This is a genomic window from Porphyromonas sp. oral taxon 279 str. F0450 (genome assembly GCF_000292995.1).
Classification (GTDB): domain Bacteria; phylum Bacteroidota; class Bacteroidia; order Bacteroidales; family Porphyromonadaceae; genus Porphyromonas; species Porphyromonas pasteri.
In genome coordinates, this window is the sequence record NZ_ALKJ01000048.1 from 29,661 (window position 1) to 56,224 (window position 26,564).

Below are 26,564 nucleotides of genomic sequence, written 5' to 3' on the forward strand. Positions count from 1 at the left end.
GAAGAGCGGGGCGAGGCTTATGGGGTATGTGCGGGTGCGACCTTACTTCTTGCGGGTGTAGATGATACCCTTGCGTACGCCGTCATCCGTCACCGTGCCGGCGAGCGTCTGATTGGTGTCGTCCATAATGAGGCGGACGATGCGCGTGACGGTCTTGCCATCGTCCTGGTGTGTTGTGGTGAGCGTGACCTCCTTGCCTTGGTAGGTGTAGGTACCCTGCTCAGGAGTGTCTGTCTCGCTCTTGAGGATGGTGCCCCCCTGTGTGGTTACCGAGGTGGACTCCGTGACGAACTTCGTGCCGTCAATGAAGCGAAGGACTGTCGTGGTGGTCTCTGTCTTGCCATCATCCTCCAGCTCCTGCTCGATGTACTCCCACTGAGAGCCGGCTAAGGAACCGCTTGAAGCGGGGTTGGTGTTGGGGGTGTCCTTGGAGCAAGCACTGAGCCCAAGAAGTGCGACTCCGAGGAGTGCGAAGATTTGCTTTAGCTTCATATCTACTGTAGTATTAAAGAGTGATTTAGAGCGCGCCTGGGTAAACAAAAGCGACCCTTCTGTACTTATAACGTCGTAGTACTCTGCGAGGTATCTTCGCTCCTTGGTAGGAGGCGGAGAGCTTAGGGAGTACAGCATCATCCTTTATATATAGGTAGACTGATGAAGAGAGCATGGGTATTAGGCGCTACAGGCGCTACGGGGGCGGCTCTGGTGGAGCAGCTCCTTGGGAGTGACGAATACAGCGAGGTGCATGTCTTTGTGCGTCGGCCTCTCCAGCTGCAGCACGCGAAGCTCCGCGTCCACGTGGTAGATATGGAGCGAGCTGAGGACTGGCAGATGGGCCCCGCAGCAGATGTCGCCTTCTCCTGTCTGGGTACGACGCTGCGGGCATCAGGGAGCAAAGCGGCTCAGCATCGTGTGGACGTGGACTACCAACTGCAGTTCGCCGAGATGGCTCGCCGTAGTGGGGTGGGGACCTTCGTCCTGCTGTCGGCAGCTGGGGCAGATGCTAAGTCACGCTTCTTCTACATGCGCCTCAAGGGCGAAGCCGAAGAGGGTGTACATGCTCTCGGCTTTGAGCGGACGCTCTTCTTCCGCCCTGGGATCCTGGATCGTGGGGCAAAGACACGAGGCAATGAGCGTATCAGTATCGTACTGATCCGCGCGCTGAATCGCATCGGCCTCTTGAAGCGTCAGGCGCCGATAGCCGTCGAGACGCTCGCCCATCAGATGATCCGTGGTGAGGCGACGCTGCGTGATGCCGGCGAATATGTGCTTGCCGCAAGGGCGATCTTAGACCTCTAAGAGCGAGGTGTCGGGCGGCTCGGTGAGCGCTGTCTGTCGAGCTTAGTGACCGCACTTAGGAGAGCGAGCAGGGCGAGGGAGTAGTCCCTCGCCCTGCTCGCTTTTGGTGTTTATTCTTAGGAAGGCGCTGGGTAATGGCATTTCTTTAATAAAATTATTAAATCGCCCTGCTTGTGTTTTAAGGAAGTCTGACTATTTTTGTCACAGAGACAGCAAGACATGCTCTCCGTAAGCTGCCCTCTCAAGGTGGCTCTCTACGAGGAGCAACACACCCACTCAGACGCATAGGATGGACAAGCAACCCTTCTCCTACCACTCTTCCCTCCACACCCTACAAGACACGCCCAGCGGGTCTCCACCCCTCCTATGTGCTTCTGATGGTCTGTCTGCCGCCTGATGAGCGGTGTCCCCTACTACTACACTCACACTAAACGAACTATTACGATGGACCTACTTCAGATCGTAAAGGGATTCAATGAAATCCTATGGAACAACTTCCTCATGTACGTCCTCCTCGGCGTCGGCATCTTCTACACCATCTACCTCGGCGTGCCTCAGATACGGCACTTCGGCCTGGCGATGAAGTATAGCTTCGGCTCGATCTTCAAGAAGAAAGAGAAGACGGAAGATACCTGTGACCAGACGAACTCCTTCCAAGCGCTCGCCACGGCCGTCGCCGCCCAGGTCGGTACGGGTAATATCGCAGGCGTAGCTACCGCTATCGCCATGGGAGGTACGGGTGCCGTCTTCTGGATGTGGATCTCCGCAGTGCTTGGGATGAGCACGATCTTCTCCGAAGCCGTCCTCTCCCAGAAGTATCGCGAGATACGCGACGGCCAAGTCGTCGGGGGGCCTGCCTACTACATCAGTCGCGGTCTGAAGAGCCCAGTGCTCGCCATCATCTTCTCTGTCATGGTCATCGTCGCCCTCGGCTTCATCGGCTGTATGGTACAGGCGAACTCCATCTCCATCGGCATGGCTAACGCCTTCGGGATGAAGGGCTGGGTCAGCGGTATCTTCATCGCAGTGCTCGTCGCTGTCGTCATCGTCGGCGGGCAGAAGCGCGTCACGACCATCGCCGAGCTGGTGGTGCCCTTCATGGCACTGGCCTATATCGTCGGGGCGATCATCATCCTCTTCATGTACTCCGAGCAGATCCTCCCCGTCTTCGAGTCCATCTTTGGTGATGCCTTCTCCACGAAGGCGGCCGCTGGTGGTGCTGCGGGTAGCGTGATGAAGTACGCCATCCGCTATGGAGTCTCCCGCGGGCTCTTCTCCAACGAAGCAGGTATGGGCTCGACCCCACACGCCCATGCGCTGGCTCATGTCAAGGATCCATCCATTCAGGGCTTCGTGGCTATGTCGGGTGTCTTCGTTGACCTCCTCATCTGCACCGCTACGGCACTCATCATCCTCTTGACGGGAGCTTATGCTGAGCCTGGCCTGATCTCCGTGCAGATCACACAGCGTGCCTTCGAAGAGACCTTCGGTCAAGCGGGTGTCATCTTCCTTGCGATCAGCCTCCTCGTCTTTGCCTTCACCACGATCATCGGCTGGTACGTCTTCGGGGAGATGAATATACGCTACCTCTTCAAGTCCAAGGCGGTCTACGGCTTCCGCGTCATCGTCATCGCCTGCGTCTTCTCGGCGACGATCTTCCATGCGAACCTCATCTGGGAGCTGGCTGATACCTTCAATGGGCTGATGGTCATCCCGAACGTCATCGCCATCCTCATCCTCGCGCCGCAGGTCAAGAAGCTCTACAAGCGCTTCCTCGCTCGTCGTAAGACGGAGAATATCTAAGCTGCCTCCTCGCTCCTTCCCCGTGGGCTAAATCACTTCGCCCCCACAGCTCCATCGAGCTGTGGGGGCGAAGTGATTTGTATAAGTAGGGAGTCTTAGTCGAGGACGTGGCGCTCGGCGTGGTAGGAGGAGCGCACGAGGGGGCCGCTCTCGATGTGGCGCAGGCCCTTCTCCAGCCCGAGGGTACGCAGACGAGCGAACTGCTTCGGGTGGATGTACTCCACGACGGGCAGGTGGCGGCGCGTAGGCTGCAGGTACTGCCCGATGGTCATGATGGACACGCCGACAGCGTGGGCATCGTCGATGAGCTCGAGGACTTCCTCCTCCGTCTCGCCGAGACCGAGCATGATACCCGTCTTAGCGGGGATGCCGCTCTCAGCGATACGCTCCAGCACCGAGAGGCTCTGGTCGTAGGTCGCTATGTGGCGCACCGAGGGCGTGAGACGGCGGACGGTCTCGAGGTTGTGCGAGATGATCTTGGGCTGACAAGCGATGATCTGGTCGACGTAGTCCAGACGGCCGTTGAAGTCGGGGATGAGGACCTCGACAGTGACCTCAGGCGTCGTGCGGCGGATGGCTTCGATGGTACGTACCCAGTGCCCTGCGCCGTAGTCCTCGAGGTCGTCGCGGTCGACGCTGGTGATGACGGCGTGCTTCAGGCCCATCTTCTTGATGCTCTGTGCCACCTTCATTGGCTCGAGGGGATCGAGTGGTGCGGGGGCTTTTCCCGAGAGGGTGTTACAGAAGCGGCAGGCGCGCGTACAGACAGCACCTCCGATCATGAAGGTCGCCGTGCCTGCGCTCCAGCATTCCCCTTGGTTGGGGCATCGGCCGCTGTGGCAGATGGTATTGAGCCCGTGGTGCTCGATCGTATGCTTTGTATCGGTGAAGGTCGAGTTATCGCCGAGGCGGATCTTCAGCCACTCGGGCTTGCGGACGCGCACGACGTTGCCGCTCTTCTTCTGGGTGATAGGTTCTTCTTGCATCATATAAGTGATAGCCCTTAGGCTGAGGGGCGGTGCCTTCAGCCTAAGGGTAGTGGGGAGTAAAATAGCCGAGGCTAAAGATTCTGCTCGAGGAAGGCAATGATACGCTTGTAGAGGTGGTTGCGGGCATTACCTCCGTAGATGCCGTGGTTGCGGTCCTTGTAGATCGCCATGTCGAAGGGGATGCCTTCGGCGACCAAGAGGTCGGTGAAGTTCATAGCGTTCTGCACATGCACGTTGTCATCGGCGCTACCGTGGATGAGGAGGAGCTTACCCTTGAGCTGCTTCGCTACCTCGAGGGCGGAGGAAGACTTGTAGCCCGTGGGGTTCTCCTGTGGGGTGCGCATGAAGCGCTCCGTGTAGATCGTGTCGTAGTAGCTCCAGTCTGCGACGGGGGCGACGGCGACACCAGTCTTGAAGACGCCCTCGCCGTGGCACAGCCCCATCAGCGTCATGTAGCCACCGAAGCTCCATCCGTAGAGGCCGATGCGGTCGGCATCGACGTAGGACTGCTTGCCGAGCCACTTCGCTGCAGCGATCTGGTCTTCGATCTCCTTCACACCGAGGTTGAGGTAGGTGCACTTACGCCACTCCTCACCGCGAGCGCCCGTACCACGTGGATCGACGCAGACGACGATGTAGCCCTTGCTGGGGAGTATCTGCTCCCAGCCGAGACCGAAGGCATCGAGTACCTGCTGTGAGTCGGGGCCGCTGTACTGAGTCATCAGCACGGGGTACTTCTTGTTGGGATCGAAGTCGTAGGGCTTGAGGATCCAAGCATTCAGCTCTTGACCACGGCCGTTGGGGATCTTGATGAATTCCTCACGGCGTAGGCGGTAGTCCTTGAGGCGCTCAGCGATCTCCTTGTTGTCCTTCAGCACACGCAGGGGACGCAGGCTCCCCGTGGCGTAGACGGCTGTAGTCGTCGGCGTAGTAGAGTTGCTGAAGATGCTGATGTAGTGGGAGAAGTCATCGCTGAAGATAGCACTATTGGCACCTGCTCCAGGGTGAAGAGCGGTCTTGCGGCCCTTGGGATCTACCTTGTAGATCGAGCGACGCAGGGGCGACTCATCGGCAGCCTGATAGTAGGCATTGCCCTGAGCGTCCATGCCGTAGAAGTCGGTGTCGTCATAGCTACCCGTGGTGATCTTACGGATCAAAGCTCCCTTGTCGGAGTAGAGGTAGATATGGCGGTAGCCATCCTGCTCGCCGAGGTAGGCGAAGCCTGAGGGGACGAACTTACACTTCGGGAGGTTGCGGCTATCTACGTAGGCCTTGTTGCGCTCCTCGAAGATGACCTTCGGCAGGAGCGTCTTGTTATTGATGTAGTAGAGCGTGAGGTGGTTCTGCTGGCGGTTCAGCGAGAAGACGGCGAGGTTGCCATCACGGCCGATGAACTCGATGCGGGGGATGTAGTAGGGTGCGCTCTTGAAGTCAATGGGCTTCTTCGCACGGTCCGTGACATTGTAGATGTGTACGGAGACCTTCGAGTTAGGCGTACCGGCCTTAGGGTACTTATAGGTATAGGCACCAGGGTACTGCCCCGTGCCGTAGATAGGCATGCTGTACTCATCGACCTCACTCTCATCGGTGCGGACGAAGGCGAGGAAGTTATTGTCTTCGCTCCAGGTCATCAGCTGGGTCGTCTCCAGCTCTTCTTCGTAGACCCAGTCGGTGATGCCGTTCATGACCTTGTTGTGCACGGCATCGCTCGTCACCTGGACCTCGGTGTCGAACTCAAACTTCTTGATGAAGATATTCCCCTCGCGCACGAAGGCTACCATACGGCCGTCGGGGCTGAAGGTGGGGATCATGACCTTGCCAGCGGTTGTGCTCAGTGGCTCGACGCGGTTGCGACGCACATCGTAGTGGAAGACATTACCCTTGCTTGAGCGACGATAGATCGACTCTTGGTCGGTGATGAGGAGGATGTGATGCCCCTTGGGCTCAAGGATGTAGTCGTCGAATTTCTTGAATTCGCATTCGCGTGCCTTGTTGACGCTGAAGAGTGTGTCGACGAGTTCGCCCGTCTGGAAGCTATAGCGCAGGATGGCGGTGTGTCCGTCGTCCATCATCGTGTAGTACTTCCCGTCGCTGGTGGAGCGCATACCGCGCCCTGCGGTGTAGGCGTAGAACTTACCCGAGGTGACGTCCTCGACTTGGAGGTCCTTGGTGGGCTGCTGGGCCAGAGCCTCAGTGCTTGCACCTAAGCCAAGGAGCAGCAGTGTGAGTGATAGTAGTGTCCGCATAACTCGTATGTATTAGTTTGCTTTTCGACAAAGATACAAAAAGCAAGGGTGGCAAGCGAGGGACTATTGTATCCGCTTCGAGGGGAGTGGAAGGCGTAGCTATACCGATATACGTATGCGGCTGCACCGAGTGCTCGGTGCAGCCGCATGTGTATGTAGAGGGCATCTTATAGAGATTTCGCGACTGAGGGAAGGCTGGTCGCTATCTCAGCTTATGCCCCTTAAAGGCGTAGAAGAGGATATAGGCGAAGCTAATGAGGCAGATGCTATACGCATATCGGATATCTGAGATATCCTTGATAAGGCCAAATAGGACGGTGATGACAGCCCCACCGATAAGCCCCATCGTCAATAGTGATGAGCCCTGCTTGGTGTACTTACCCAGATCCATAAGCGCCAAAGGCCAAAACGCGGGCCACATCAGCGAGCAGCCTAATGCCATGATGCCCACAGAGTAGATGCTATAAACTCCAGGAAGCACTACTACGAGTGCAGTCCCTACGAGTGCCACGAAAGAGCATATCTGTAGGGCTTTGGTTTGCGAGAGGTACTTCGGGATCAGGATAATACCCAGTATATACCCGATGCTAATGCTAATAGGAGTAATCCATGAGTAAGACTCTGGATGGGTAAGACTTAATTCCTGTGCATAGTCTATGAGTGTCCCCAAGACGATGGTCTCCGAGCCTACGTAGAAGAATATGGCGATCGCTCCGAGTACAAGATGAGGGAATTGGAAGACCGAGCTCTTACTATTGGCATAGCTCGATACTTCTGAGTCAGCAGCGTCATTGTCTTCTCCAGCAGCCTTCACTTCGGGCAGTGGCGATATGAGTGCGACGATACCTAAGATCACGAAGAGGCCGATGATCACAAGGAAGGGTTTGCTGAGGTCTTCCAGACCGACACTGCCGCCATTGCTGGCAAAGAGAGCGATAAATAATGGTGAGACAGGCCAAGCTAACTTGTTGATCATCCCCATGATTGAGATTCGCTTTGCCGCACTCTCTGTAGGCCCCAGGATGGTGACATAAGGATTTATCGCAGCCTGTAAGAACGTGTTAGCCGCCCCGCAAATAAAGGAGGCTAATAGGAATATTACGAAGCTCTTGGCTTCTGCCGACAAGATGAATACGCCGAAGGCTATCGCAAACATAGCGAAAGCTGATGCCATCGTGCGCTTATAGCCGATCTTACTAATCAGCAGTCCTGCTGGATAACCAAAGATCAGGAAGGGTAAGAACGTCGCCCCGATGAGCATATAGGCTTCCATTGACGAGACGCTTAGCGATACCTTCAATACGGGTACGAGTAGGGAGTTGATCCCTAAGGCAAACCCACATGTAAAGAACATGAAGGCAAGAAATACCATCGGTACGATGAACTTATTTTCTTTCATAAGAGGGGGATATTTAGGCTTTCGTGTTGTCAAGTCACGCAAATAAAAAGCAGTAGTTTGACTTGTAGCTACCGCAAATGTAACTAAAAATATTTTAAAATTTAATCTGTGGTCCTGAGATTTGTGGTGTTTTCAGGATGATTTATTAAAATAAACTTACGGGCTAACGGCTATATATTCGTATGTCTTGAGGCTGCTTGCGGTGGCATTTCCCCTTGGTCGGATCACTGGGAGGGAAGTGATCCCAAAGCATAAGTGCAAGCACTTGAGGTACTCGTGCGTGCTACACTTCGATAGGGGAGAAGCTGTGAGGCAGCGCAGGAAAAGGTGTGAGGCTGTACAGGGAAAGGTGCGGAGGAGTATGGGGAAACCTTCGTCTATGTGCGTGGTCTTAAAATCTACGTGCATAGATATTAGGAGTGACGTGCATGGATGATAAATCTACGTACGTGGACGGAGGAAAGGCTCTACGAGGCGCGAACTATTTCCCGTGAAGGGGAGCGCTTGTCTTCGTATTGGATGGGAGGCAAAGTAGTATAGATACAAAGAATGCGGCTGCACCGAGCGATCGGTGCAGCCGCATACGTGTATGGGGAGTGTGCGGGACGACTTAGACGTCACGGCCAGGGCGCAGGGCCTCGGCGTCGTCTAGCGTGAGGATGGAGTTGACCAGCGTGGCAGCGAGGTTGCTACCGCCCTTACGGCCTTCGACGATGATCTTGGGGATGTCCTTGAAGACCTTTGCCATGTACTTCGACTCACGTACCTGCACGAAGCCGACGGGTGCGACGACCATACCCGTAGGCTGGGCCTTGCCACGACGGATGAGGTCGCAGAGCTCGATGATGGCGGTGGGGGCATTACCCACGGCGAAGAGCGCATTGGGATGCTCCTCGACGGCGAGACGGATCCCCGCCTGCGAGCGCGTGATACCCTTCAGGTCGGCAAGCTCCTTCGTGCGAGGATCATTGAGGTAGCACTTGACCTGCAGGCCAAGACGCTCCAGCATGCCCTTGCGGATACCCGAAGCCACCATGGTGACGTCGGTGATGATGGTGTCGAACTTCCCGTCGAGCATCGCCTGATAGATGCTGGATACCGCACCAGGATCGGAGTAGAGGATCTTCTCCATCTCGAAGTCCGCCGTGGTGTGGATCGAGTGGATGAGCGCCCACTTGTGGTCGAGGGGGATGTTGGGGTTCGCCAGCTCGCTATTGATCGTGCGGAAGCTCTCGATCATGATCGCCTGACCGATCTTCGCATCCTTGTCGAGCGTGCCTTCGTCATAGTAGCCACGAGGGGTGATGAAGTGCCCTTCGAAGTTGTAGCTCTGCGTATTGCCGATGATCACGACCGTGAACATGTCGAGCTCCTCGGGATCGAATTCTGCGAGCGTGGTGAGCTTGACGACCTGCTCCTCACGACCTGCCTGACGGACGTAGCCGATAGGCGTGTCGGGGCTGCGGTGCTGGGCGAAGATCTCCAGCAGGCGGTAGATCTGCCAGTAGCGACCTTGGCTCTTGGGGTTGTAGATGGCGGTGATGAAGTCACCTGCTGCGGCAGCCTCGATGCGCTTCTCGATACGAAGCCAAGGCGTCATCAGGTCGGAGAGCGAGATGATACACAGGTCATGGCCGATGGGACAGCCGAGCAGAGCGGCGGCCTTCTGGAAGGCGCTGATGCCAGGGAGTACCTCTACCTCGACTTGATCTGTGATGCCCTTCTCGCGCATCATCTCATAGATCAGGGGCGACATGCCGTAGATGCCTGCATCGCCCGAGGAGATGACGCAGACGGTCTTGCCCTCGAGGGCGTAGCGGAAGGCCTCTTCGGCGCGCTGACGCTCAGCCTTCATCCCGCTGTCGATACACAGGGCATCGGGGCGGACATAGTCCTTGATAAAGCGGAAGTAATACTTGTATCCGACGATCACATCAGAGGCCTGCACGGCTTGGAGTACGGCGGGGGTGATATCCTCGGGGCTACCAGGGCCAATGCCAGCGACGATGATCTTATTCTTTTTCATCTAAAATAGGGGTACTTGAATAGTGGAGAGGTAAGATACCTGCAGTTGAATAGTTTTGGAATTCTATCACAAAGATAGTCTATTTCAGCCTATAAGTATAGGAGGAATGGCGAGTATCATGCACTTCTTGGCTCAGTGCTCGGATGCGACGCATGCCGAGGTAGTACTCGATGAAGCTGCGGACGAGGAGGTAGTTGAGGAAGGCGAACCAGAGCATGGTGCCACTACCTATAGTGGCGATGCTCTCCGCAACGATGAAGTACGACATCGCGCCACCAGCTACCCCGATGCTCATGCTCTTGCTGTCTGTCGCACCGACTAAGATGCCGTCCCAGAGGAAGGCGAGGTAGGAGAATATCGGTACGGCTGCCATCAAGAAACTATCGCTGAGAGCGAGCTTAAGCACCTCTTGCTTGTCGGTGAGGAGCTCGAGGAGGGGGCGGGGGAAGAGGGCGTAGAGGATACTCGTGATGAGGGCGACGACGAAGCCCACCTGCAGTGTGATGCGGATGATCAGTCGTAGGTGTCCGAACTTACGCCCGCCAATAGCTTCGCCTACGAGGGCTTCGGCGGCATAGGCCAGCCCGTCCATGAAGTAGGAGAAGAGCGTGAAGAGCTGCATCAGTAGGCTGTTGGCAGCCAGCCTCGTCACGCCGATAGCACCCCCATAGCGGATGAAGGAGAGCATCACCGCCTGCAAGAGGAGCGTGCGGATGAGGAGGTACTTCCCGACATGGAAGTAGCGAACGAGCGTCTCGGGGTGCCAGAGGTACTCCCTGGTGAGGTGGCGGAGGATGCGTCCTTCGTAGCGCAGGCCGCCGAGCGCAAGGAGTAGGACGGCCGTGTACTGCGCAAGCACCGTGCCCAGTGCCAAGCCCCCGACACCCATCCCTGCGGGGAAGGCGAGGAGGTAGCTGAAGAGGATGTTCAGCAAGTTACAAGCGATGCTCACGCTCATGACGAGCTTCATCCGCTGTACGCCGATGAGCCAGCCATTATACACGTAGAGCAGGAGGGCGGCAGGTGCGCCGAGGAAGGAGTAATGGAGGTAGGTCTGTGCCTCGGGTAGGTGCATGTCGGCGCCTGCCTGTAGGAGTGCGGCAGCGGGAGCGACATAGAGCGGGCGCAGGAGGATGAGGAGCAGGCCAACGACGAGTGCGATGATCGAGCCCGAGGTGAGCTGACGCAGGAGGGCGCGTACGTCACAGGCGCCCCACGCCTGAGCGGTGAAGCCCGTCGTACCCATACGTAGTAGGCTCCAGATGCCGATGACGAACTGAGTGATAGCGGCGCCGATGGCTACTGCTGCGATGCTGTCAGCTGTGGCCATACGCCCCGCCATCGCCGTGTCGGCGAGCATGAGGAGCGGTACGGTGACGTTGGAGAGGATGTTGGGCAACGCGAGGCCCCAGATACGGCGCAGGATGTCGGAGGGCTTCACGTTAGGCGCTCTGTTCGGTATTTTGCTCGAAGACAATCAGAAGGATGTCACCGACTTCGAGCTCGAGCTTGCCCTTGGGGACCATGTAGTTCTCTTTGCGGCGTACGAGGATCACGAGCTCTTCCTCCTTGAGATCCAGCTCCATGAGCTTATTCCCCTCACGGAGCATCTTGCTCGTGACGGTGCGCTCGACCATCTTTGCCCCCGTATATTGGGGGATCTCGACGCCGAAGTGGCTGACCTTGACCTTGACCTCTTCGTCGAGACCGAGGAAGCGCGCCACGGCGGGTAGGGTGCTCCCTTGGATGAGTAGCGAGAGGAGTGTGATGACGTAGACGATGTTGAAGAGCGTCTCAGCGCCCTCTACCTGACTCATCATCGGGTAGGTGGCGAAGATGATCGGTACGGCGCCACGCAGGCCCACCCACGAGAGGAAGAAGCGCCCGCGCATGCTGATGCGTGGGAAGAAGATGAGGCTGAGTTGGACCGCCAGAGGTCGTGCTACGAAGATCATGAAGAGACCTGCCAGCACGGCAAAGCCTGTGATGGGGAGCAGGCTCTTAGCATCGACGAAGAGCCCGAGGATGATGAAGAGCGAGATCTGTAGGAGCCACGTCAGCCCATCGACGAAGGTCTCGATACTCTTCTTGTGTACGAGCTTCTTATTCCCCACGAGTACGCCCATGATATAGACGGCGAGGTAGCCATTGCCATGCAGGAGCGAGGTAGCGGAGAAGGTGAGGAAGACGAAGCACAGGAGTAGGATGGGGTAGAGTGCCCCGTTGCCGATGTTGGCCTTATTAATCAGGAGGGGAGTGATGTAGCCAGAGAGATACCCCATCAGACCACCGACGGAGAACTGCAGTACGAAGGTCACGAGGATGCTTGTCCACGAGCCGTCCGTGCCCCCTGTGATGAACTGGATCAGAGCGATGGTGAGCATGTAGGCCATCGGGTCATTACTACCACTCTCGAGCTCGAGGATGGGGCGCAGGCCTTCCTTGAGGTGCATATTCTTCGAGCGCAGCAGGGCGAAGACCGAGGCGGAGTCGGTACTCGACATCGTCGCTGCCAGCAGAAGGGCGATGGGGAAGGTGAAGTGTACGGGCGCCCAGCCCATAAGGTCCATACCGTAGAAGAAGCCCCCGAGACAGAGCGTCGTCAAGATGACGCCTACCGTAGAGAGCATGATCCCCGGGCCGAGGACGGTGCGCATCTCCTTGAGCTTCGTCTCGAAGCCCCCGAAGAAGAGGATGACCGTCAGGGCGATCATCCCGACGAACTGCGTCTTGTTCGTGTCGTTGTATTGGATCCCGAGGCCCGCACTGCCGAAGAGCATCCCTGTGATGAGGAAGAGGAGCAGGGCAGGCACCCCAAAGCGCGTGCCCACCTTACCGGCGATGATACCGGCGAGCATCAGGAAGGATCCTACAAGGATATAGGGTTCGAAGGCTACGGGAGCATGATCCATAGGTATATATAGTTGTGAGAGGACGGGAGTGAGTAGAGCTATGGGCCATCGGCCTAAACAAAGATACAGAAATCTCGGCAGTCTTCGGTCGCTTGACCCGCATAGAAGTTGGTGTATATCAGCCCTCGCCCGAGCCTTGGTAGCTGATAAAAGCCCCGATCTCCGCTCCTCTACTGCCGTCCTCATCGAGTATGAAGCAAGCAGAGCCCCCCGACGGCATCCGTAGGACGCTGTCGGGGGGGCTCTCTCGTCGGTAGCTTGCTCTGTGGACTGCTTGCTCGAGTGACCTTAGAGCGGTATCATGACCTTGGCGGGGAAGATGCGCTTGGGGTCACCGAAGCGTGCGATAGCCTCGGCCATCACCCCCTTGTTGGGACGTAGCACCTCCGAGAAGATGACCTGCCCATTGTGCTTGACGACGATGGGCTTGGTGAAGTCCACATGATCGACATATAGGGTCAGCGAGCCTTGGGCTGTACCACGCAGGAGCTTGGTCTGCACGTCGAAGCTATTGCCCTCATGCCGTACGTCGAGGTGCAGACGGGCATCGCTGCTGTGCTTGATCCCGCCGAAGCCGAGGTAATAGACCCCGTCGGAGAATCCGTCGTCGATATTGTAGTAGGTGTAGCTTAGGTGCTTGGGGTACACGCGTCGCTTGTGCTCCGAGAGCCATGGAGGTATCGTCAGATAGGGGATGGTGTGCCCGTGACCAGCGACGATATTCGCCTCGTGGACGAAGTCTTCTGTATTGGCCTTGGCAAGCTCACTGAGCTTATCGCGCCAGTCCATCGCATTGAGGATGCGGTCGTACTCATAGTCACGCTCCCCGACATCGAAGCGGAAGGCTACGTTGCGCAGGTTCTCTGCGAGCTCAAGGCTCTCGATAGCGGCAGCCAGAGGGCCGACCGCTGCGAAGTAGTCGGGCATGAAGAGTCCGAGGCGGAAGGAGCCGTAGCCCCCCTCCGATATGCCCGTGAGGTAGACTCGGTCGGGGTCTGCATCGCCTCGGAGCACGGCGAGCTGGTAGGCACGGCGGAAGGCGGTGCGCTGTGGAGCGTAGTGCCATCTGCCCTTGCGGTCGTCCGCCATGCGGGGGACGAAGTAGAGGGCGGGGCTATTGGCATAGCGGTCGGTGAAGGACATGAGGGTGTACCACTCCTGCTCGTTGATCTCCGAAGTCCATGGCCCAGGCTCCGCGGGGTAGCGCCCGCCACCATGGAGGTTGATGAAGAGCGGATAGCCACTGGCGGGCTTAGTTCCCTTAGCGAAGAGGCGGAGCTGCATCTCTTCACTTTGGGGGATCTTCCAGACGAGAGCGTTGGGGGAGTTCAGTGACCACGGTTGTGTAGCGAGGCGGTCGGCATTGGCCTTGCGCCAGAGCTCCCATAGCTGCTCCTGCATCGCTCCGTAGCCCTCGGCTGTGCTGTACTCCTTGTAGCAGGCCTCGGGGGCTTCTTGTGGGGTGGCGACATCGATCTGCTGGCGCAGGTAGTCTACGATAGCTGCGTCACTCGTCGTGGTGGTCGTCCCGCGCTGGGTGCCATCATTCGGCTCGCTCTTCGACTTCTCCCCGCTACACCCCCATAGTAGTCCGAGGGCTACGATGGGGAGTAGGAGGATGGAGAGCTTGGGGCGGAGGGGGGAGGTGTGTGCTGTGCGCATGGGCGGGGCGGTCGCTTAGTATTCCTCGAAGCGGCTGGCCTTGTCGGCAGACCACTGCCACTTCTCGAGGAAGCTCTCAGTCTTCCCCTTGGGTACGCGGATGACGCACTTACGCTGTCCGTCAGCTTCCCACACGACGGAGGCGAAGGGGCTCAGCGTCTGTCCGTTCTTGCCCTTCGGTAGGGCGGGAGCTTCACCGAGGAAGGTGATGCGCTCAAGCTGGACACATTCGGCGAAGGCATCTTCCTGGATCTCGGTCACAGCTGCGGGGATATCGATGCTCTTGAGGCTCTTGCAGAAGTAGAAGCAACGCGCGGGGATGACCTTGATCTTGCTGGGTAGCGTGATGGACTCCATCTTGTTGTTGTTCCAGAAGGCATTGGCGAGAATGACCTCTACCGACTCGGGGAGCGTGATCTTCTTGGCCCGCTCGTTGAAGAGAGCGCCACCGAAGATGCGTAGCTTGTCCCCAGGGAAGATGATCTCCTCGGCACGGGTGTAGCTGAACCATCCATCGGCTGTGCGGCGTAGCGTCGCGGGAGCGATGATTTTCTTCAGGCTCTTATTGTCCTTGAGCCCGTACTCATCATCGCTGACGCCGAAGGCTACACGGCTGATGTCCAGCTCCTCAAGCGCCTTCATTTGGTAGCGGATGAAGTCGCAGTCGGCTTGGTTGATAGCGCCCGAAGTGAGGAGTAGGATGCGCACCTTCGAGAGATCTTTCCCCTTGAGAGCTGCCTCCAGACCGCCAGCCTGTGGTACGGCGATGCGGATCTCGCCCTCGCGTAGAGCAGGGAGATTCTCTTTGGGATCGGTAGGAGTAGGTGTCACGGGCGTGCCTGGCTTCTTGGTGGCTCCCGTAGAGCCGTCGGTATGTGGGTCTTTCTTCCCGTCCGTCTTCTCCGTCTTGGGGGTGTCGGTGCTGCAGGCCGTGAATGTCGCATGGGTGAGGAGGGCTATTGCGAAGAGGGGAAGGAGCTTCTTGTAGTTCATGTCTGAGTCGTTGTATGGTGGTAGGTACGCCCTCCTCACAGTGCTCCCTCATCCCCTCGCTTAGCTTGGGGGTGTGGATACTGGCTGTGAGAAGGGCGCTTGCTGATAGAGGATACTGCTTATTCAGCCTCGACGAAGTACTTAGCTACGCGGCTTTTGGGCGACCAGTTGAGGGCCTTGAGGTAGGCGTCCTTTGTACCCTTGGGTACAGTGAACGTGGGCTCGATCGAGTAGTTGAAGTCCTCAAAGGCGTTCTCGTCAAGGTCGTTGGTGGTGAAGGTAGGAGCGGGGCAGAGGAAGGTGATCTCCTTGAGCTGTGCGCAGCCCGTGAAGACATTGTCCTTGATCTCCGTCAAGCTGGTGGGGATGGTGAGCTTCGTCAGACGACGGCAGCCCTTGAAGGCTTCGGTGGGGATGCTCTTGAGGCTGGTGGAGAGTGTGATGCTCTCGAAGTTGCTGTTGGCGAAGGCTGCTGCACCGATCTCCTCTACGGAGTTGGGCAGGGTGATGCTCTTGAGCTTCTCGTTGTACACGGCACCACCGAAGCTCTTGAGCTTATTGCCTGGGAAGATGATCTCTGTGGCTAAGGTATTGGAGAACCAGTCCTTCTGCGTCTTCTCGATATCTGCAGGGGCGGTGATTTTCTTGAGTGTGCTATTGCCGTAGAAGCCCTTATCCTCGTCTCCGAGGCGGAGGGTGGCAGCGCTCAGGTCGATCGCTTCGATCTTGAGGCTCTTGGTCACGTAGTCTAAGTCGGCTTGGTTCAGGACGCCAGAGCGGACGGTGAGCTTAGTGAGCTGCTCCAGATCTTGACCCTTCAGAGCCGCCTCCAAGCCCCCTGGCTGGGCGACAGCTACGCGGGCCTCGCCTGGGGCTGCTGGCTCTTCGGGTTGTACTACGGGTGTCGTGGGCTGAGTAGGCTTCTGCTCTTGTTGTGGGGTCTCCTTGTCGCAGGAGCTAATGAATATCCCTGCTGCTACGAAGCAGGTGAGGGCTGCTAATCTCTGAAATTTCATCACGTCAGTGGTTAGGATGGGTGAATTATGATGGGAGGTTGACAGGGGCTTTGCCCTGAAAAACGTCGCAAATATATGCCCTTTCGCATGATTAAATTCGGGCGGTAGGTAGCCTCGTATATTGTCGGTGTGATCTGGAAATTATCTGTATTATAGTATGTTGTGTGAGGGTCTGCGCTGAGCTGTGCTTCGCTGAGAGGTGAAATCACGGAGAAAAAATACATAATTGTAGGTAGGTTTGCAGCGCAAAATACCGACTTTATCGTCCACTCTCATGCTGCTCGGGACGTGCTTTGGAGTAGAGGTGTTTGCTTCGGACTCGTGGAGGGAGGATGTGTGGACCTATATTGGTCGGCGGGCTGACCTATATCGCTTCACTGCGCGACCTATAGGAGACTGTTGCGGCAGAGTCCTGTTCTCTATTTATTGTGCTAAGGCATCGCACGCCCAGCTCCCCGATGTACCTCTTCGAAGTGATACACAAGCCCTTCGCCTTATCGCGCGTATTCCCCTTATCCGGCGGAGGGAAAAGCATCGTTCTCGTGAAGAAAAAAGCGCCTTCACGTAGTGGTTTTTTTCTATCTACGCACGTAGTCTTAAAGACCAGGCACGTAAATCCCAATATCCATGTACGTAGATATTAGAGCCACGTACGTAGCCCAAACTTATCTGCCACGCGTCCACAACTTTTCTCCCTACGCGGAGCAACAACCTCATATAGGTCACTTCACAAAGCTATATAGGAATCAGTCCAAAGCTATATAGCTTTCTTCGTCATCCTATATAGCTCGACCCACGCACCCATATAGGTTAGCCCACAGATCAATATAGGTTCATTTATCTACCTCGGGTGAGGCTTGCGAAGTCCCTTCGGTAAGACGGCGGGCAGCGCGCTGTAGGAGTGGGGTATCCGACGTCAGGGGAGCTTCTCTTGAAGAGGAGGTCTGTGGGTGAGTGCCTATATAATAATGTACGCGCGCGGGGCTGTGAGGAACGCCGAAGATGGGGAGTTATGCATACCCTCTTCGCTTGTTGTGGGGATGTTGTGGGGCGCTGCCTCCCTTATTATAGGTAGAGTATGGCAAAGAATGTGTACTTTTGTACCCAAATAATTTAACTAAACAAATCATCAAATCACGTGTTATGCCGAACATTATCACGATAAAGAAGGGCCTCACGCTGAATCTGAAGGGAAAGGCCGCTGAGACGCAACTCGCAGCAGCCCAGCGCACGGAGAGCTATGCCGTCGTCCCCGATGATTACATCGGCTTCGTCCCTAAAGTGATCGTTCACCCAGGCGACAAGGTGCTGGCAGGCGATGCTCTGCTGCGCCACAAGGGTGCGCCTGAGCTGTGCTTGACCTCGCCTGTCAGTGGCGAAGTCATCGCTGTCAATCGCGGTGCCAAGCGCAAGGTCCTGAGCGTCGAAGTACGCCCCGATGCGACGACGGAGTACAAGTCCTTTGCCACGGCTGGGGTCGAAAAGATGCAGCGCTCTGAGGTACTTGCTCTCCTCCTGGAGAGTGGTATGTTCAGCTTCTTCAAGCAGCGTCCCTACGACCGCCTGGCTAATCCTCTGACTGAGCCCCGTGACATCTTCGTCACGGCGAACTTCACCGCTCCCCTTGCTCCCCGCTTCAGCTATCTGGCTCAGGGTCGCGAGGACGAGCTGCAGCTGGCTCTCACCGCTCTCACCAAGCTTACCACGGGTAAGGTCTACCTCGGTGTCGCTCCTGGCGAACTGACGGGTGTGACGGGTGTCGAGCGCGTCGAAGTCCGCGGGCCACACCCCGCAGGTCTGGTCGGTACGCTGATCAACCACACGGCGCCTATCAACAAGGAAGAGACCGTCTGGACGCTCAAGGCCAGCGACCTTCTTGTGATCGGCCGCTTCCTCAAGACCGGTAAGGTCGACTTCTCCCGCACCATCGCTCTCACAGGCTCCGAAGCCAAGGAGACGGGCTATCTGACCGTCCTGCCTGGTGCCCGCTTCACCGAAGCCCTCGCAGGCCGTCTCGGTAAGAAGGGTGAGCATGAGCGCATCATCGAGGGGGATGTCTTCTCCGGTATCAAGGTCGATGAAGAGCACGACCGCATGAGCTACTCTATTGACCAGATCACGATCATCCCCGAGGGGGACGACGTGCACGAGGTCTTTGGCTGGGCTATGCCTCGTCTCAACCAGTACAGCCACAGCCGCTCTTACTTCTCTTGGCTCATGCCTAAGAAGGAATATGTGCTCGATGCCCGTGTCAAGGGTGGTCGCCGCGCTATGATCATGAGTGGCGAGTACGACCGTGTCTTCCCTATGGATATCTATCCTGAGTTCCTCCTGAAGAGCATCATCGCCTTCAACATCAACGATATGGAGGCTCGCGGTATCTATGAGGTAGCTCCCGAAGACTTCTCTGTCTGCGAATTCGTCGACACGTCCAAGATACCTCTCCAGCAGATCGTACGTCAGGGTCTGGATGAGCTGTACAAGGAAATGAACTAATAGAAGGTTTCACTCATTAAAAGGACAACGACCTTGAACGCATTAAGAAAACAAATCGATAAGATTAAGCCCGCCTTCTCGAAGGGGGGGCGCTTCTCGGCCCTGGAGTCAGTCTTCGACGGCTTTGAGACGTTCCTCTTCGTCCCCAATACGACCTCGAAGCGTCGTGGCGCTCACGTCCACGATGCCATCGATAGCAAGCGCACGATGAGCGTAGTCATCTTCGCTCTCCTGCCTGCGCTGCTCTTCGGGATGTACAACGTCGGGCTGCAGCATAATATCGCTGTAGGTGTAGAGGCTTCCTTCTGGAGCACCTTCTTCTATGGCTTCCTCTCCGTGCTGCCTCAGATCATCGTCTCCTACGCTGTAGGTCTGGGTATTGAATTCATCATCGCCCAGATGAAGCATGAGGAGATCCAGGAAGGGTTCCTCGTCACGGGGATTCTCATCCCGATGATTATCCCTGTGGAGACCCCACTGTGGATGATCGCTGTAGCTACTGCCTTCGCTGTAGTCTTCGCTAAGGAAGTCTTCGGTGGTACGGGCTACAACGTCTTCAACGTAGCGCTGATCACGCGTGCCTTCCTCTTCTTCTCTTACCCCGCCGCTATGTCTGGTGACAGCGTGTGGGTACGCCTCGGCTCGACCTTCGGGCTCGGTGGTGCTGAGAAGGCTGTCGATGGCTTCTCTGGTGCTACGCCCCTCGGGCAGATCGCTGCTGCTAAGGGTATGCTCCCCGACATCCACAATACACTCGGTGGTCCTCTCACCGACTGGGATGCCTTCCTCGGCTTCCTCCCAGGCTCGGTAGGTGAAGTCTCCACGCTCGCTATCCTCATCGGGGCTTGCATCCTCATCTATACGGGTATCGCCAGCTACAAGATCATGGTATCTGGTGTCGTCGGTGTCTTCGCTATGGCTGCTGTCTTCAACGCCATCGGTGCTACGCCTGCTATGCAGGTATCTGCACTTCACCACCTCATCTATGGTGGCTTCGCCTTCGGTATCGTCTTTATGGCTACGGACCCCGTGACCGCTGCACGCACCGAAGCTGGGAAGTGGGCCTATGGTTTCCTCATCGGGGTAATGGTCGTCTTCATCCGTGTGCTCAATGCTGGGTACGCTGAAGGTATGATGCTCGCTATCCTCCTGATGAACACCTTCGCACCTCTCATCGACTACATCGTGGTAGAGCGCAATACGCAGAAGCGTCTCAAGCGTCTCTCCGCTAAGGCTCAGAACTAATCCAACACCGCTACAACGATGAATAGAGATAAGAATTCTTATGTACTGATCTATGCTGCGGTGATGGTCATCCTCGCTGCAGTCCTCCTGGCAGGTGCAGCGATCGTCCTGCGTCCCGCACAGCAGGAGAATGCGAACATCGACAAGATGCAGCAGATCCTCCGCGCACTTGGTCAGAGCCCTGATAAGTCCGCCGTCATCTCCACCTACAAGGACCTCATCAAGAAGGAACTCCTCGTCAACGAAGAGGGCCAGGTCGTCAAGACCTTCGAAGGGGAAGAAGTCGGTAAGAGCGACGCTTTCAATGCCAATACCGAGCTCTCCTATAAGCTCATCGCTAAGGGAGAGAAGCAAGACCTCCCCGTCTACGTCGCTGAGGTCAACGGGAAGACCCTCTACGTCCTCCCCCTCAATGGTGCAGGTCTGTGGAACAAGATCTGGGGCTACATCGCTATCGATGCTGCTGACCACTCTACGGTCGATGGGGCTGACTTCGGCAACGCTGGGGAAACCCCAGGTCTCGGTGCTGAAATCTCCACGCCACACTTCTCTGCCCAGTTCAAGGGTAAGCACATCTTCCGTGAAGGCGCCTTCACCGGTATCGCTGTCGTCAAGAATGGCCAGAAGGTCGAGGATAAGGACTACGTCGATGGTATCTCGGGCGGTACGCTCACCAGCAATGGTGTGAACGATATGCTCGCTGCCTCGCTCAAGCCCTTCCAAAAATTTCTTGAAACCTATAACGCTCAGTAGCCATGTCTCTCTGGAATAAAAAGAATAAAGAAACGCTCCTCGGGCCACTCAGCAAGAACAACCCCATCATGGTGCAGATGCTCGGTATCTGCTCCGCGCTGGCTGTAACCTCTAAGCTCGAGCCCGCTATCGTCATGGCACTCTCTGTGACGGTCGTCGTCGCCTTCTCCAACGTCGTCATCTCGCTCCTGCGTAAGACGATCCCTAACCGTATCCGCATCATCGTGCAGCTCGTCGTGGCAGCTACCCTGGTGACCATCGTCAGCGAAGTCCTCAAGGCTTATGCTTACGACGTCAGCAAGCAGCTCTCCGTCTTCGTCGGGCTGATCATCACGAACTGTATCCTCATGGGTCGCCTCGAAGCCTTCGCTCTGGGTAACGGTCCTTGGGAATCCTTCCTCGATGGTATCGGGAACGGTCTTGGCTATGGAGCTGTCCTCGTCGCTGTAGGCTTCTTCCGTGAGCTCCTCGGCTCTGGTACGCTCCTCGGCTTCCAGATCATCCCTCAGAGCTTCTACGCTACCGATGGTATCCACGGCTATGTCAACAACGGTCTGATGATCCTGCCTCCTATGGCACTTATCTCCGTGGCTGTGCTCATCTGGATCCACCGCTCGTACAACAAGGAGCTTCAGGAAAACTAACCTTTACCCACGCAAATAAGAACTAACAAAGAATGGATTCATTAGCCTTATTCTTTAGGTCGATCTTCATCGATAACATGATCTTCGCCTACTACCTGGGGATGTGCTCCTTCCTGGCAGTATCGAAGAACGTAAAGACCTCCTTTGGCCTGGGTATCGCTGTCACGTTTATCCTGACCTGCACGCTGCCTATCAACTACCTCCTCGAGACCAAGGTCTTCAAGCAGGGGGCGCTTGATTGGCTCCTCGGTGCGCAGGCTGCCGATGTAGATCTCTCCTTCCTCTCCTTCATCATCTTCATCGCCGTCATCGCCGCTTTTACGCAGCTTGTGGAGATGCTCGTCGAGCGCCTCAGCCCCTCGCTCTACGCTTCGCTCGGGATCTTCCTCCCGCTGATCGCTGTGAACTGTGCTATCCTCGGTGGATCACTCTTCATGCAGCAGCGTGAATTCCCCACCATCGGTGAAGCTACCATCTACGGCTTCGGCTCCGGTATCGGCTGGATGCTCGCTATCGTCGGGATGGCTGCTATCCGTGAGAAGCTCCAGTACTCTGATGTGCCCAAGCCCCTGCGTGGCCTCGGGATCACCTTCATCGTCACGGCGCTCATGGGGATTGCCTTCCTCAGCTTCTCTGGTGTCAAGATGTAACGAAAGCGAAGACTCAACGAAATGAATACAACCATTATACTCGTCAGTGTGGGCATCTTCCTCGTGGTCACACTGCTCCTGGTGATCGTCCTGCTTGTCGCTAAGAGCAAGCTCGTCCCATCAGGCAACGTCAAGCTCACCATCAATGGGGAGAAGGAAGCAGAAGTGCCCATCGGCGGTACGCTGCTGAGCACTCTGCAGGGTGAGAATATCTACCTCTCCTCCGCTTGCGGTGGTAGCGGTTCGTGCGGTCAGTGCCGCTGCCGTGTCGTCGAAGGTGGTGGAGAAATCCTGCCTACTGAGACGGGCTTCTTCTCTCGCAAGGAGCAGAAGGAACACTGGCGTCTGGCTTGCCAGACCAAGGTCAAGGAAGACATGCAGGTCATCGTACCTGAGTCGGTCTTCGGCGTCAAGGAATGGGAGTGCGAAGTCGTCTCGAACCGCAACGTCTCGACCTTCATCAAGGAATTCGTCGTGAAGCTCCCCGAGGGTGAAGTGATGAACTTCCAGAGCGGTAGCTACGCACAGATCACCATCCCTCCCTATGATATCAAGTATGCCGACTACGACATCGATGAGAAGTTCCGTGGCGACTGGGATCACTTCGATATGTGGAGCCTGACCTGTAAGAATGATACGGAGACCATCCGTGCTTACTCGATGGCTAACTACCCTGCCGAAGGGAACATCATCACGCTCAACGTCCGTATCGCTACGCCTCCTATGGACCGCGCTACGCACAAGTGGCTCCCCGTCTCTCCTGGTATCTCCTCGTCCTACATCTTCTCGCTGAAGCCTGGGGACAAGGTCCGCATGAGCGGTCCTTATGGGGACTTCCACATCCAGGACACGGATGCTGAGATGCTCTACATCGGTGGTGGTGCTGGTATGGCTCCTCTGCGTGCTCAGATCCTCCACCTCTTCCGCACGCTCCACACGGGCCGTAAGGTCTCTTACTGGTACGGTGCACGAAGCAAGAAGGAGATCTTCTATGAAGAGGACTTCCGCGAGATCGAGAAGCAGTTCCCCAACTTCAGCTTCCACATCGCGCTCTCTGACCCCCAGCCCGAAGACAACTGGACCGGCTACGTCGGCTTCATCCATCAGGTCATCTACGACAACTATCTGAAGGATCACGATGCGCCCGAAGATATCGAGTACTACATGTGCGGCCCTGGTCCTATGGCCAACGCCGTGAAGAAGATGCTCGAGGATCTCGGCGTAGAGCGTAGCCAGCTCTTCTTCGACGACTTCGGCGGATAGTACACCACTCGCCTTGCCTCCTTCGGGTGGCTGGCGAAGTCCAATACAAAGCCTCCCCACCGTTAGCTCCGTGCTGACGGTGGGGAGGCTCTTTTTGTGGGCAGCCCGAGGAGGCCTGAGCGTAAGGGCGAAGGCGCCGAGCTTTGATGTCTTGCCATCCAATCAATAAACCGTACCTTCGTAGCTGAATTTAATAGTAAAGCTTATAAGTATGATCGCAACACTGATTACAGGAGCCCTGGCCGGATGGCTGGGCGGGACTATCTATCGAGGTAGTGGCCTTGGCCTTCTCGGGAATATCGTCGTCGGTATTCTGGGGAGTGGCGTGGGCTCTTGGCTTTTGGAGAAGGTCTTCAACATCTCCTTGGGCGAAGGCTGGATCGGCTCTATCCTGACGGGAGCCATCGGCGCTATCGTCATCCTATTCGTAATGAATCTGCTATTCAAGCGGAAGAAATAGGGAAGCCGTAGCTTCAAGAATCTAGCTGACAGTAGGGCGGAGAGCATGCTTCCACCCTGCTGTCAGCTTTTTTAGGCACCACACCACGGCTTTGCAAATGAAGCAGCCCCCGAGTAAGCATATCGCTTACTCGGGGGCTTCTTGCTTTATTTGAGTGCCTCACAGGGAGGCGGGGGAGGTGTTACTTGATCTCGCAGGCACCACCAGCGCAGGAGGCTGCACCAAGCTCATCGGCATTGGTGAACTGCTTGCCAGAGAAGTCGACGCTCTTCCAGTCAACGGGCTTGTACGTCTTCTTCAGGACCTCGAAGAGGTGGAGGTTATTGACGCTCTTCAGCACGTTCACCGCCTTGTAGATGTCACCACGGTAGTAGTTGTGGGCGAACTTCTCGATACGGCGGACGATATCGCGCTTAGCAGCGAGGTTCTCGACCTTGTCCTGCAGGCGTGCTGAGAGGATGCCACGCACGTGCTCACGGTCCAGGCAGGGGGCTTCGCCCTCGACGCTGTGACGCTGGATGTAGTCATCGATAGCGTAGTCCGAGACGAAGAGCTGCTCGCCACGGCCCTGAGCCGATTCGCAAGCCTTCCACAGGTCGCCGAAGACCTCGATCGTGTCTACGACGAGACCCGAAGCGAACATACTACCGACGCCGTATTCGCGGAGGATCTCCTCAGCCGTCGAGACCTTGCACATAGGAGCCTGAGGCAGGTCCATATCGCCATAGGTCGAGAGGAAGGTCACACCAGCGATGTAGTCTTGGTTCTCCCAGACCCAGTCGCCGACGGCATCCCACTGGTCGTTGGGCACGTCGACGGTGTTCGATACATTATTCTTGATGGGAGACTCCATGTCGCTCATGCCGGGGATGACCCAGCTCTGCTGCACGAGCTTGACGTACTCGAGGAGCTTGACGCCACTGAGTTCGCTGCGCAGAAGAGTGTCTTCGCTTTCTTCGATGGGGAAGAAGATCTTCTTGTCCGTAGCGGGCTTGAAGATGTTAGGCTGTACAGCCTTGGGGTTAGCCTCTTCGTAAGCCTTGAGGTTGGGCTCCTCGATGTTGGCCTCGACGCTACGCAGGTAGCGCTTAGCGTAAGCACCGTGGATACCCGAGGTCATACCGAGCAGGAGGCTCACCGTACCATCAGGCTTGACGCAGGTAGTACGGCTGGCGGGGTTGATGCCGAGGATGCGAGCACACTGAGAGTTCTGCTGGCGCACCTGCATAGCCCCGACGGCGAGGATATCCTTGTTCGTGAGGATCTGAGGGTTGTTCATGATCCCGCCGATAGATACACCGATGAGGGGGTCTGACTGGATGATATTCGTCGTAGCCTGTCCGAGGTAGGGGAAGTCCATGTAGGTAGCCTGCACGGTAGCGAGCGTAGACGCGCAGCGGCAGATCTTGTAGAACTCCTCTTCGCTCGTACATTCCATCCCATTGATGGAGGCAAGGTTACATACCTGCCAGCCCGTATCGCCATTCTTGTCCGTGGGGAAGAAGCCGATTTCGCAGCAAGGGTTACAGCCGACGCCGAACTTATCTCTCCAGTAGAGACCGGGGTCACCGCTTGTGCGCATCGCCTGGAAGAGCGACTCATAGAGTGAGCGATCGACTTCGCCACGGTTGAGAGCGGCCGACATGTTGAAGCGAGCACGCTGAGGATTGGTAGTGAACCAGTCGCCGTGCTTACAGTTCACCATCTCGGTGTCTTCCGGAGAGAAGAGGATCATCAGCGCCGAGCGACGGACACCACCCGAGAGGACGGAGTCTGCCAGGTGAGCGATGATGTCGGTGCACTGCAGGGCAGAGAGGCGCTTCTGACCAGCTGCGACGGCAGCATTCATCAGGGCACGGATCTTATCGAGAGCCATACGCAGACCGTCGGGCCCAGGAGCGATGAAGCGCTTCGCGATCTTAGCACCCTTGGGGCGGATCTCAGAGTAGTCGAAGACGGGCTTCTTGACCCCTGGGATGAAGTAGTATTCGAGGAGGCGGTGGATGGAGTCAGCCCAGCCCTCGATGCTGTCACCGATGACATAGGCTTCGCTTTCCTGAGACAGCTCACTGGTGGGGAGGAGTGCGGGGAGCTTGTCTACGTGAGCCTGCTCTACGGAGAGGCCGCAGCCGCAGCCACTGAGCAGGAGCCACTCGATCTCGCGGAAGACCTCAAGGCGGTCACAGTGCGAGTAGCTACAGTTATAAGATTTCGCTGAGGACTTCAGGACGGGCTCACCGCCGAACTGGAGGTTGCGCTGGGACCCAACGAACTTCTTCAGCTTGTAGTAGTCGATGGCCTCATTGAACTGAGTCATGAACCACTCGTCTTGCAGCGCCTGGGGGGCGATGCGCTCCAGGTGTGTCAGGTGCATCTGGCGGATACGTTCGACGCTCTCGTCCCAGGTCTCTTTACGACCCAAGTCTTCGCGGAACAAGGAATACTTACTTTGGTAAACGTATTCAGATAAAGCGCGTTTGCTCTCTGTCATGATGGTTATTGAAAATGTAATATTTACGAGTGGACTCCCGAAGCAATCCAATCAAAGTTTGTGCAAAGCTACAAAAACAAAACCGCACTTTCCCTCCAAAGTTCACCCCCAAATCGCACTGCTTTATCCCTCAGCGAGATACATTTTTTTTGCCCCTTTGCCCCCTCTTTTTCCCCTCTTGACTACCCCCGAGAAGGGACGAAATTGCCCCTTTCCT

At 56.6% G+C, this 26,564-nt stretch carries 20 protein-coding genes; 9 read left to right on the forward strand and 11 right to left on the reverse strand.

Going from position 1 to position 26,564, the window contains the following annotated elements; all coding sequences use genetic code 11:
* Nucleotides 1-42: 42 nt before the first annotated feature.
* The gene (locus HMPREF1323_RS08615; RefSeq protein ID WP_009433806.1) at nucleotides 43-492 is read right to left on the reverse strand and encodes a lipocalin-like protein; all 450 of its coding nucleotides are present in this window, start codon (nucleotides 490-492) and stop codon (nucleotides 43-45) included.
* A 162-nt stretch (nucleotides 493-654) separates the two neighbouring features.
* On the opposite strand from HMPREF1323_RS08615, the gene HMPREF1323_RS08620 reads away from it, so the two are divergent.
* Together HMPREF1323_RS08620 and HMPREF1323_RS08625 are read left to right on the forward strand one after the other, a co-directional pair.
* Nucleotides 655-1,299, forward strand: coding sequence for an NAD(P)H-binding protein (locus HMPREF1323_RS08620; protein WP_009433778.1), 645 nt, complete (start codon nucleotides 655-657; stop codon nucleotides 1,297-1,299).
* A 444-nt stretch (nucleotides 1,300-1,743) separates the two neighbouring features.
* The gene (locus HMPREF1323_RS08625; protein WP_009433771.1) at nucleotides 1,744-3,102 is read left to right on the forward strand and encodes an alanine/glycine:cation symporter family protein; all 1,359 of its coding nucleotides are present in this window, start codon (nucleotides 1,744-1,746) and stop codon (nucleotides 3,100-3,102) included.
* A 95-nt stretch (nucleotides 3,103-3,197) separates the two neighbouring features.
* On the opposite strand, the gene lipA is transcribed toward HMPREF1323_RS08625, so the two are convergent.
* The 9 genes from lipA to HMPREF1323_RS08670 form a co-directional block, all read right to left on the reverse strand.
* Nucleotides 3,198-4,091: a lipoyl synthase gene (lipA, locus tag HMPREF1323_RS08630; protein WP_009433791.1), complete on the reverse strand. Its 894-nt coding sequence runs from the start codon at nucleotides 4,089-4,091 to the stop codon at nucleotides 3,198-3,200.
* 71 nt (nucleotides 4,092-4,162) lie between these two features.
* Nucleotides 4,163-6,337: a S9 family peptidase gene (locus HMPREF1323_RS08635; protein WP_009433761.1), complete on the reverse strand. Its 2,175-nt coding sequence runs from the start codon at nucleotides 6,335-6,337 to the stop codon at nucleotides 4,163-4,165.
* 202 nt (nucleotides 6,338-6,539) lie between these two features.
* Nucleotides 6,540-7,736: an MFS transporter gene (locus tag HMPREF1323_RS08640; RefSeq protein WP_009433768.1), complete on the reverse strand. Its 1,197-nt coding sequence runs from the start codon at nucleotides 7,734-7,736 to the stop codon at nucleotides 6,540-6,542.
* 610 nt (nucleotides 7,737-8,346) lie between these two features.
* Nucleotides 8,347-9,762, reverse strand: coding sequence for a precorrin-3B C(17)-methyltransferase (cobJ, locus tag HMPREF1323_RS08645; RefSeq protein ID WP_009433740.1), 1,416 nt, complete (start codon nucleotides 9,760-9,762; stop codon nucleotides 8,347-8,349).
* Between the two features lie 79 nt (nucleotides 9,763-9,841).
* Nucleotides 9,842-11,203 carry an MATE family efflux transporter gene (locus tag HMPREF1323_RS08650; RefSeq protein ID WP_009433797.1) on the reverse strand — a complete coding sequence of 454 codons (1,362 nt, stop codon included), beginning with the start codon at nucleotides 11,201-11,203 and terminating at the stop codon, nucleotides 9,842-9,844.
* 1 nt (nucleotide 11,204) lies between these two features.
* Nucleotides 11,205-12,674, reverse strand: coding sequence for a potassium/proton antiporter (locus tag HMPREF1323_RS08655; protein WP_009433783.1), 1,470 nt, complete (start codon nucleotides 12,672-12,674; stop codon nucleotides 11,205-11,207).
* A gap of 288 nt (nucleotides 12,675-12,962) precedes the next feature.
* Entirely contained in the window at nucleotides 12,963-14,336 is a 1,374-nt protein-coding gene (locus HMPREF1323_RS08660) for a putative lipoprotein (RefSeq protein ID WP_009433777.1), read from the reverse strand.
* A gap of 15 nt (nucleotides 14,337-14,351) precedes the next feature.
* Complete coding sequence (locus HMPREF1323_RS08665) at nucleotides 14,352-15,329, reverse strand: leucine-rich repeat domain-containing protein (RefSeq protein ID WP_009433762.1); 978 nt, start codon at nucleotides 15,327-15,329, stop codon at nucleotides 14,352-14,354.
* Nucleotides 15,330-15,448: 119 nt separating this feature from the next.
* Nucleotides 15,449-16,345 (reverse strand): leucine-rich repeat domain-containing protein, encoded by an 897-nt coding sequence (locus HMPREF1323_RS08670; protein ID WP_009433764.1) that lies wholly within the window; start codon nucleotides 16,343-16,345, stop codon nucleotides 15,449-15,451.
* A 1,143-nt stretch (nucleotides 16,346-17,488) separates the two neighbouring features.
* Here HMPREF1323_RS08670 and HMPREF1323_RS08675 point away from each other — a divergent pair.
* The 7 genes from HMPREF1323_RS08675 to HMPREF1323_RS08705 all read left to right on the forward strand — a co-directional run bounded on the left by HMPREF1323_RS08675 (nucleotide 17,489) and on the right by HMPREF1323_RS08705 (nucleotide 23,856).
* Nucleotides 17,489-18,841: a Na(+)-translocating NADH-quinone reductase subunit A gene (locus tag HMPREF1323_RS08675; RefSeq protein ID WP_009433781.1), complete on the forward strand. Its 1,353-nt coding sequence runs from the start codon at nucleotides 17,489-17,491 to the stop codon at nucleotides 18,839-18,841.
* 33 nt (nucleotides 18,842-18,874) lie between these two features.
* Entirely contained in the window at nucleotides 18,875-20,086 is a 1,212-nt protein-coding gene (locus HMPREF1323_RS08680) for an NADH:ubiquinone reductase (Na(+)-transporting) subunit B (protein ID WP_009433803.1), read from the forward strand.
* Between the two features lie 18 nt (nucleotides 20,087-20,104).
* Nucleotides 20,105-20,839, forward strand: a complete 735-nt coding sequence (nqrC, locus tag HMPREF1323_RS08685) for an NADH:ubiquinone reductase (Na(+)-transporting) subunit C (protein ID WP_009433759.1) — start codon at nucleotides 20,105-20,107, stop codon at nucleotides 20,837-20,839.
* A gap of 2 nt (nucleotides 20,840-20,841) precedes the next feature.
* The gene (gene nqrD / locus HMPREF1323_RS08690; protein WP_009433758.1) at nucleotides 20,842-21,483 is read left to right on the forward strand and encodes an NADH:ubiquinone reductase (Na(+)-transporting) subunit D; all 642 of its coding nucleotides are present in this window, start codon (nucleotides 20,842-20,844) and stop codon (nucleotides 21,481-21,483) included.
* Between the two features lie 32 nt (nucleotides 21,484-21,515).
* Nucleotides 21,516-22,133: an NADH:ubiquinone reductase (Na(+)-transporting) subunit E gene (gene nqrE, locus HMPREF1323_RS08695; RefSeq protein ID WP_009433794.1), complete on the forward strand. Its 618-nt coding sequence runs from the start codon at nucleotides 21,516-21,518 to the stop codon at nucleotides 22,131-22,133.
* A gap of 21 nt (nucleotides 22,134-22,154) precedes the next feature.
* Nucleotides 22,155-23,396, forward strand: coding sequence for an NADH:ubiquinone reductase (Na(+)-transporting) subunit F (gene nqrF / locus HMPREF1323_RS08700; RefSeq protein WP_044124277.1), 1,242 nt, complete (start codon nucleotides 22,155-22,157; stop codon nucleotides 23,394-23,396).
* 205 nt (nucleotides 23,397-23,601) lie between these two features.
* The gene (locus tag HMPREF1323_RS08705; RefSeq protein ID WP_044124278.1) at nucleotides 23,602-23,856 is read left to right on the forward strand and encodes a GlsB/YeaQ/YmgE family stress response membrane protein; all 255 of its coding nucleotides are present in this window, start codon (nucleotides 23,602-23,604) and stop codon (nucleotides 23,854-23,856) included.
* 181 nt (nucleotides 23,857-24,037) lie between these two features.
* On the opposite strand, the gene HMPREF1323_RS08710 is transcribed toward HMPREF1323_RS08705, so the two are convergent.
* The gene (locus HMPREF1323_RS08710) at nucleotides 24,038-26,278 is read right to left on the reverse strand and encodes a hypothetical protein (RefSeq protein WP_232204003.1); all 2,241 of its coding nucleotides are present in this window, start codon (nucleotides 26,276-26,278) and stop codon (nucleotides 24,038-24,040) included.
* Nucleotides 26,279-26,564: the final 286 nt, after the last annotated feature.

What these genes read in the sequence shown, in the direction of transcription:
- HMPREF1323_RS08625 (WP_009433771.1), top strand. Translation starts at nt 1,744, where the DNA reads ATGGACCTACTTCAGATCGTAAAGGGATTCAATGAAATCCTATGGAAC.
- HMPREF1323_RS08665 (WP_009433762.1), bottom strand. Translation starts at nt 15,329, where the DNA reads ATGAACTACAAGAAGCTCCTTCCCCTCTTCGCAATAGCCCTCCTCACC.
- nqrF (WP_044124277.1), top strand. Translation starts at nt 22,155, where the DNA reads ATGAATACAACCATTATACTCGTCAGTGTGGGCATCTTCCTCGTGGTC.
- HMPREF1323_RS08670 (WP_009433764.1), bottom strand. Translation starts at nt 16,345, where the DNA reads ATGAAATTTCAGAGATTAGCAGCCCTCACCTGCTTCGTAGCAGCAGGG.
- HMPREF1323_RS08660 (WP_009433777.1), bottom strand. Translation starts at nt 14,336, where the DNA reads ATGCGCACAGCACACACCTCCCCCCTCCGCCCCAAGCTCTCCATCCTC.
- HMPREF1323_RS08615 (WP_009433806.1), bottom strand. Translation starts at nt 492, where the DNA reads ATGAAGCTAAAGCAAATCTTCGCACTCCTCGGAGTCGCACTTCTTGGG.
- HMPREF1323_RS08675 (WP_009433781.1), top strand. Translation starts at nt 17,489, where the DNA reads ATGCCGAACATTATCACGATAAAGAAGGGCCTCACGCTGAATCTGAAG.
- HMPREF1323_RS08655 (WP_009433783.1), bottom strand. Translation starts at nt 12,674, where the DNA reads ATGGATCATGCTCCCGTAGCCTTCGAACCCTATATCCTTGTAGGATCC.
- nqrD (WP_009433758.1), top strand. Translation starts at nt 20,842, where the DNA reads ATGTCTCTCTGGAATAAAAAGAATAAAGAAACGCTCCTCGGGCCACTC.
- HMPREF1323_RS08640 (WP_009433768.1), bottom strand. Translation starts at nt 7,736, where the DNA reads ATGAAAGAAAATAAGTTCATCGTACCGATGGTATTTCTTGCCTTCATG.
- nqrE (WP_009433794.1), top strand. Translation starts at nt 21,516, where the DNA reads ATGGATTCATTAGCCTTATTCTTTAGGTCGATCTTCATCGATAACATG.
- lipA (WP_009433791.1), bottom strand. Translation starts at nt 4,091, where the DNA reads ATGATGCAAGAAGAACCTATCACCCAGAAGAAGAGCGGCAACGTCGTG.
- cobJ (WP_009433740.1), bottom strand. Translation starts at nt 9,762, where the DNA reads ATGAAAAAGAATAAGATCATCGTCGCTGGCATTGGCCCTGGTAGCCCC.
- HMPREF1323_RS08635 (WP_009433761.1), bottom strand. Translation starts at nt 6,337, where the DNA reads ATGCGGACACTACTATCACTCACACTGCTGCTCCTTGGCTTAGGTGCA.
- HMPREF1323_RS08620 (WP_009433778.1), top strand. Translation starts at nt 655, where the DNA reads ATGAAGAGAGCATGGGTATTAGGCGCTACAGGCGCTACGGGGGCGGCT.
- nqrC (WP_009433759.1), top strand. Translation starts at nt 20,105, where the DNA reads ATGAATAGAGATAAGAATTCTTATGTACTGATCTATGCTGCGGTGATG.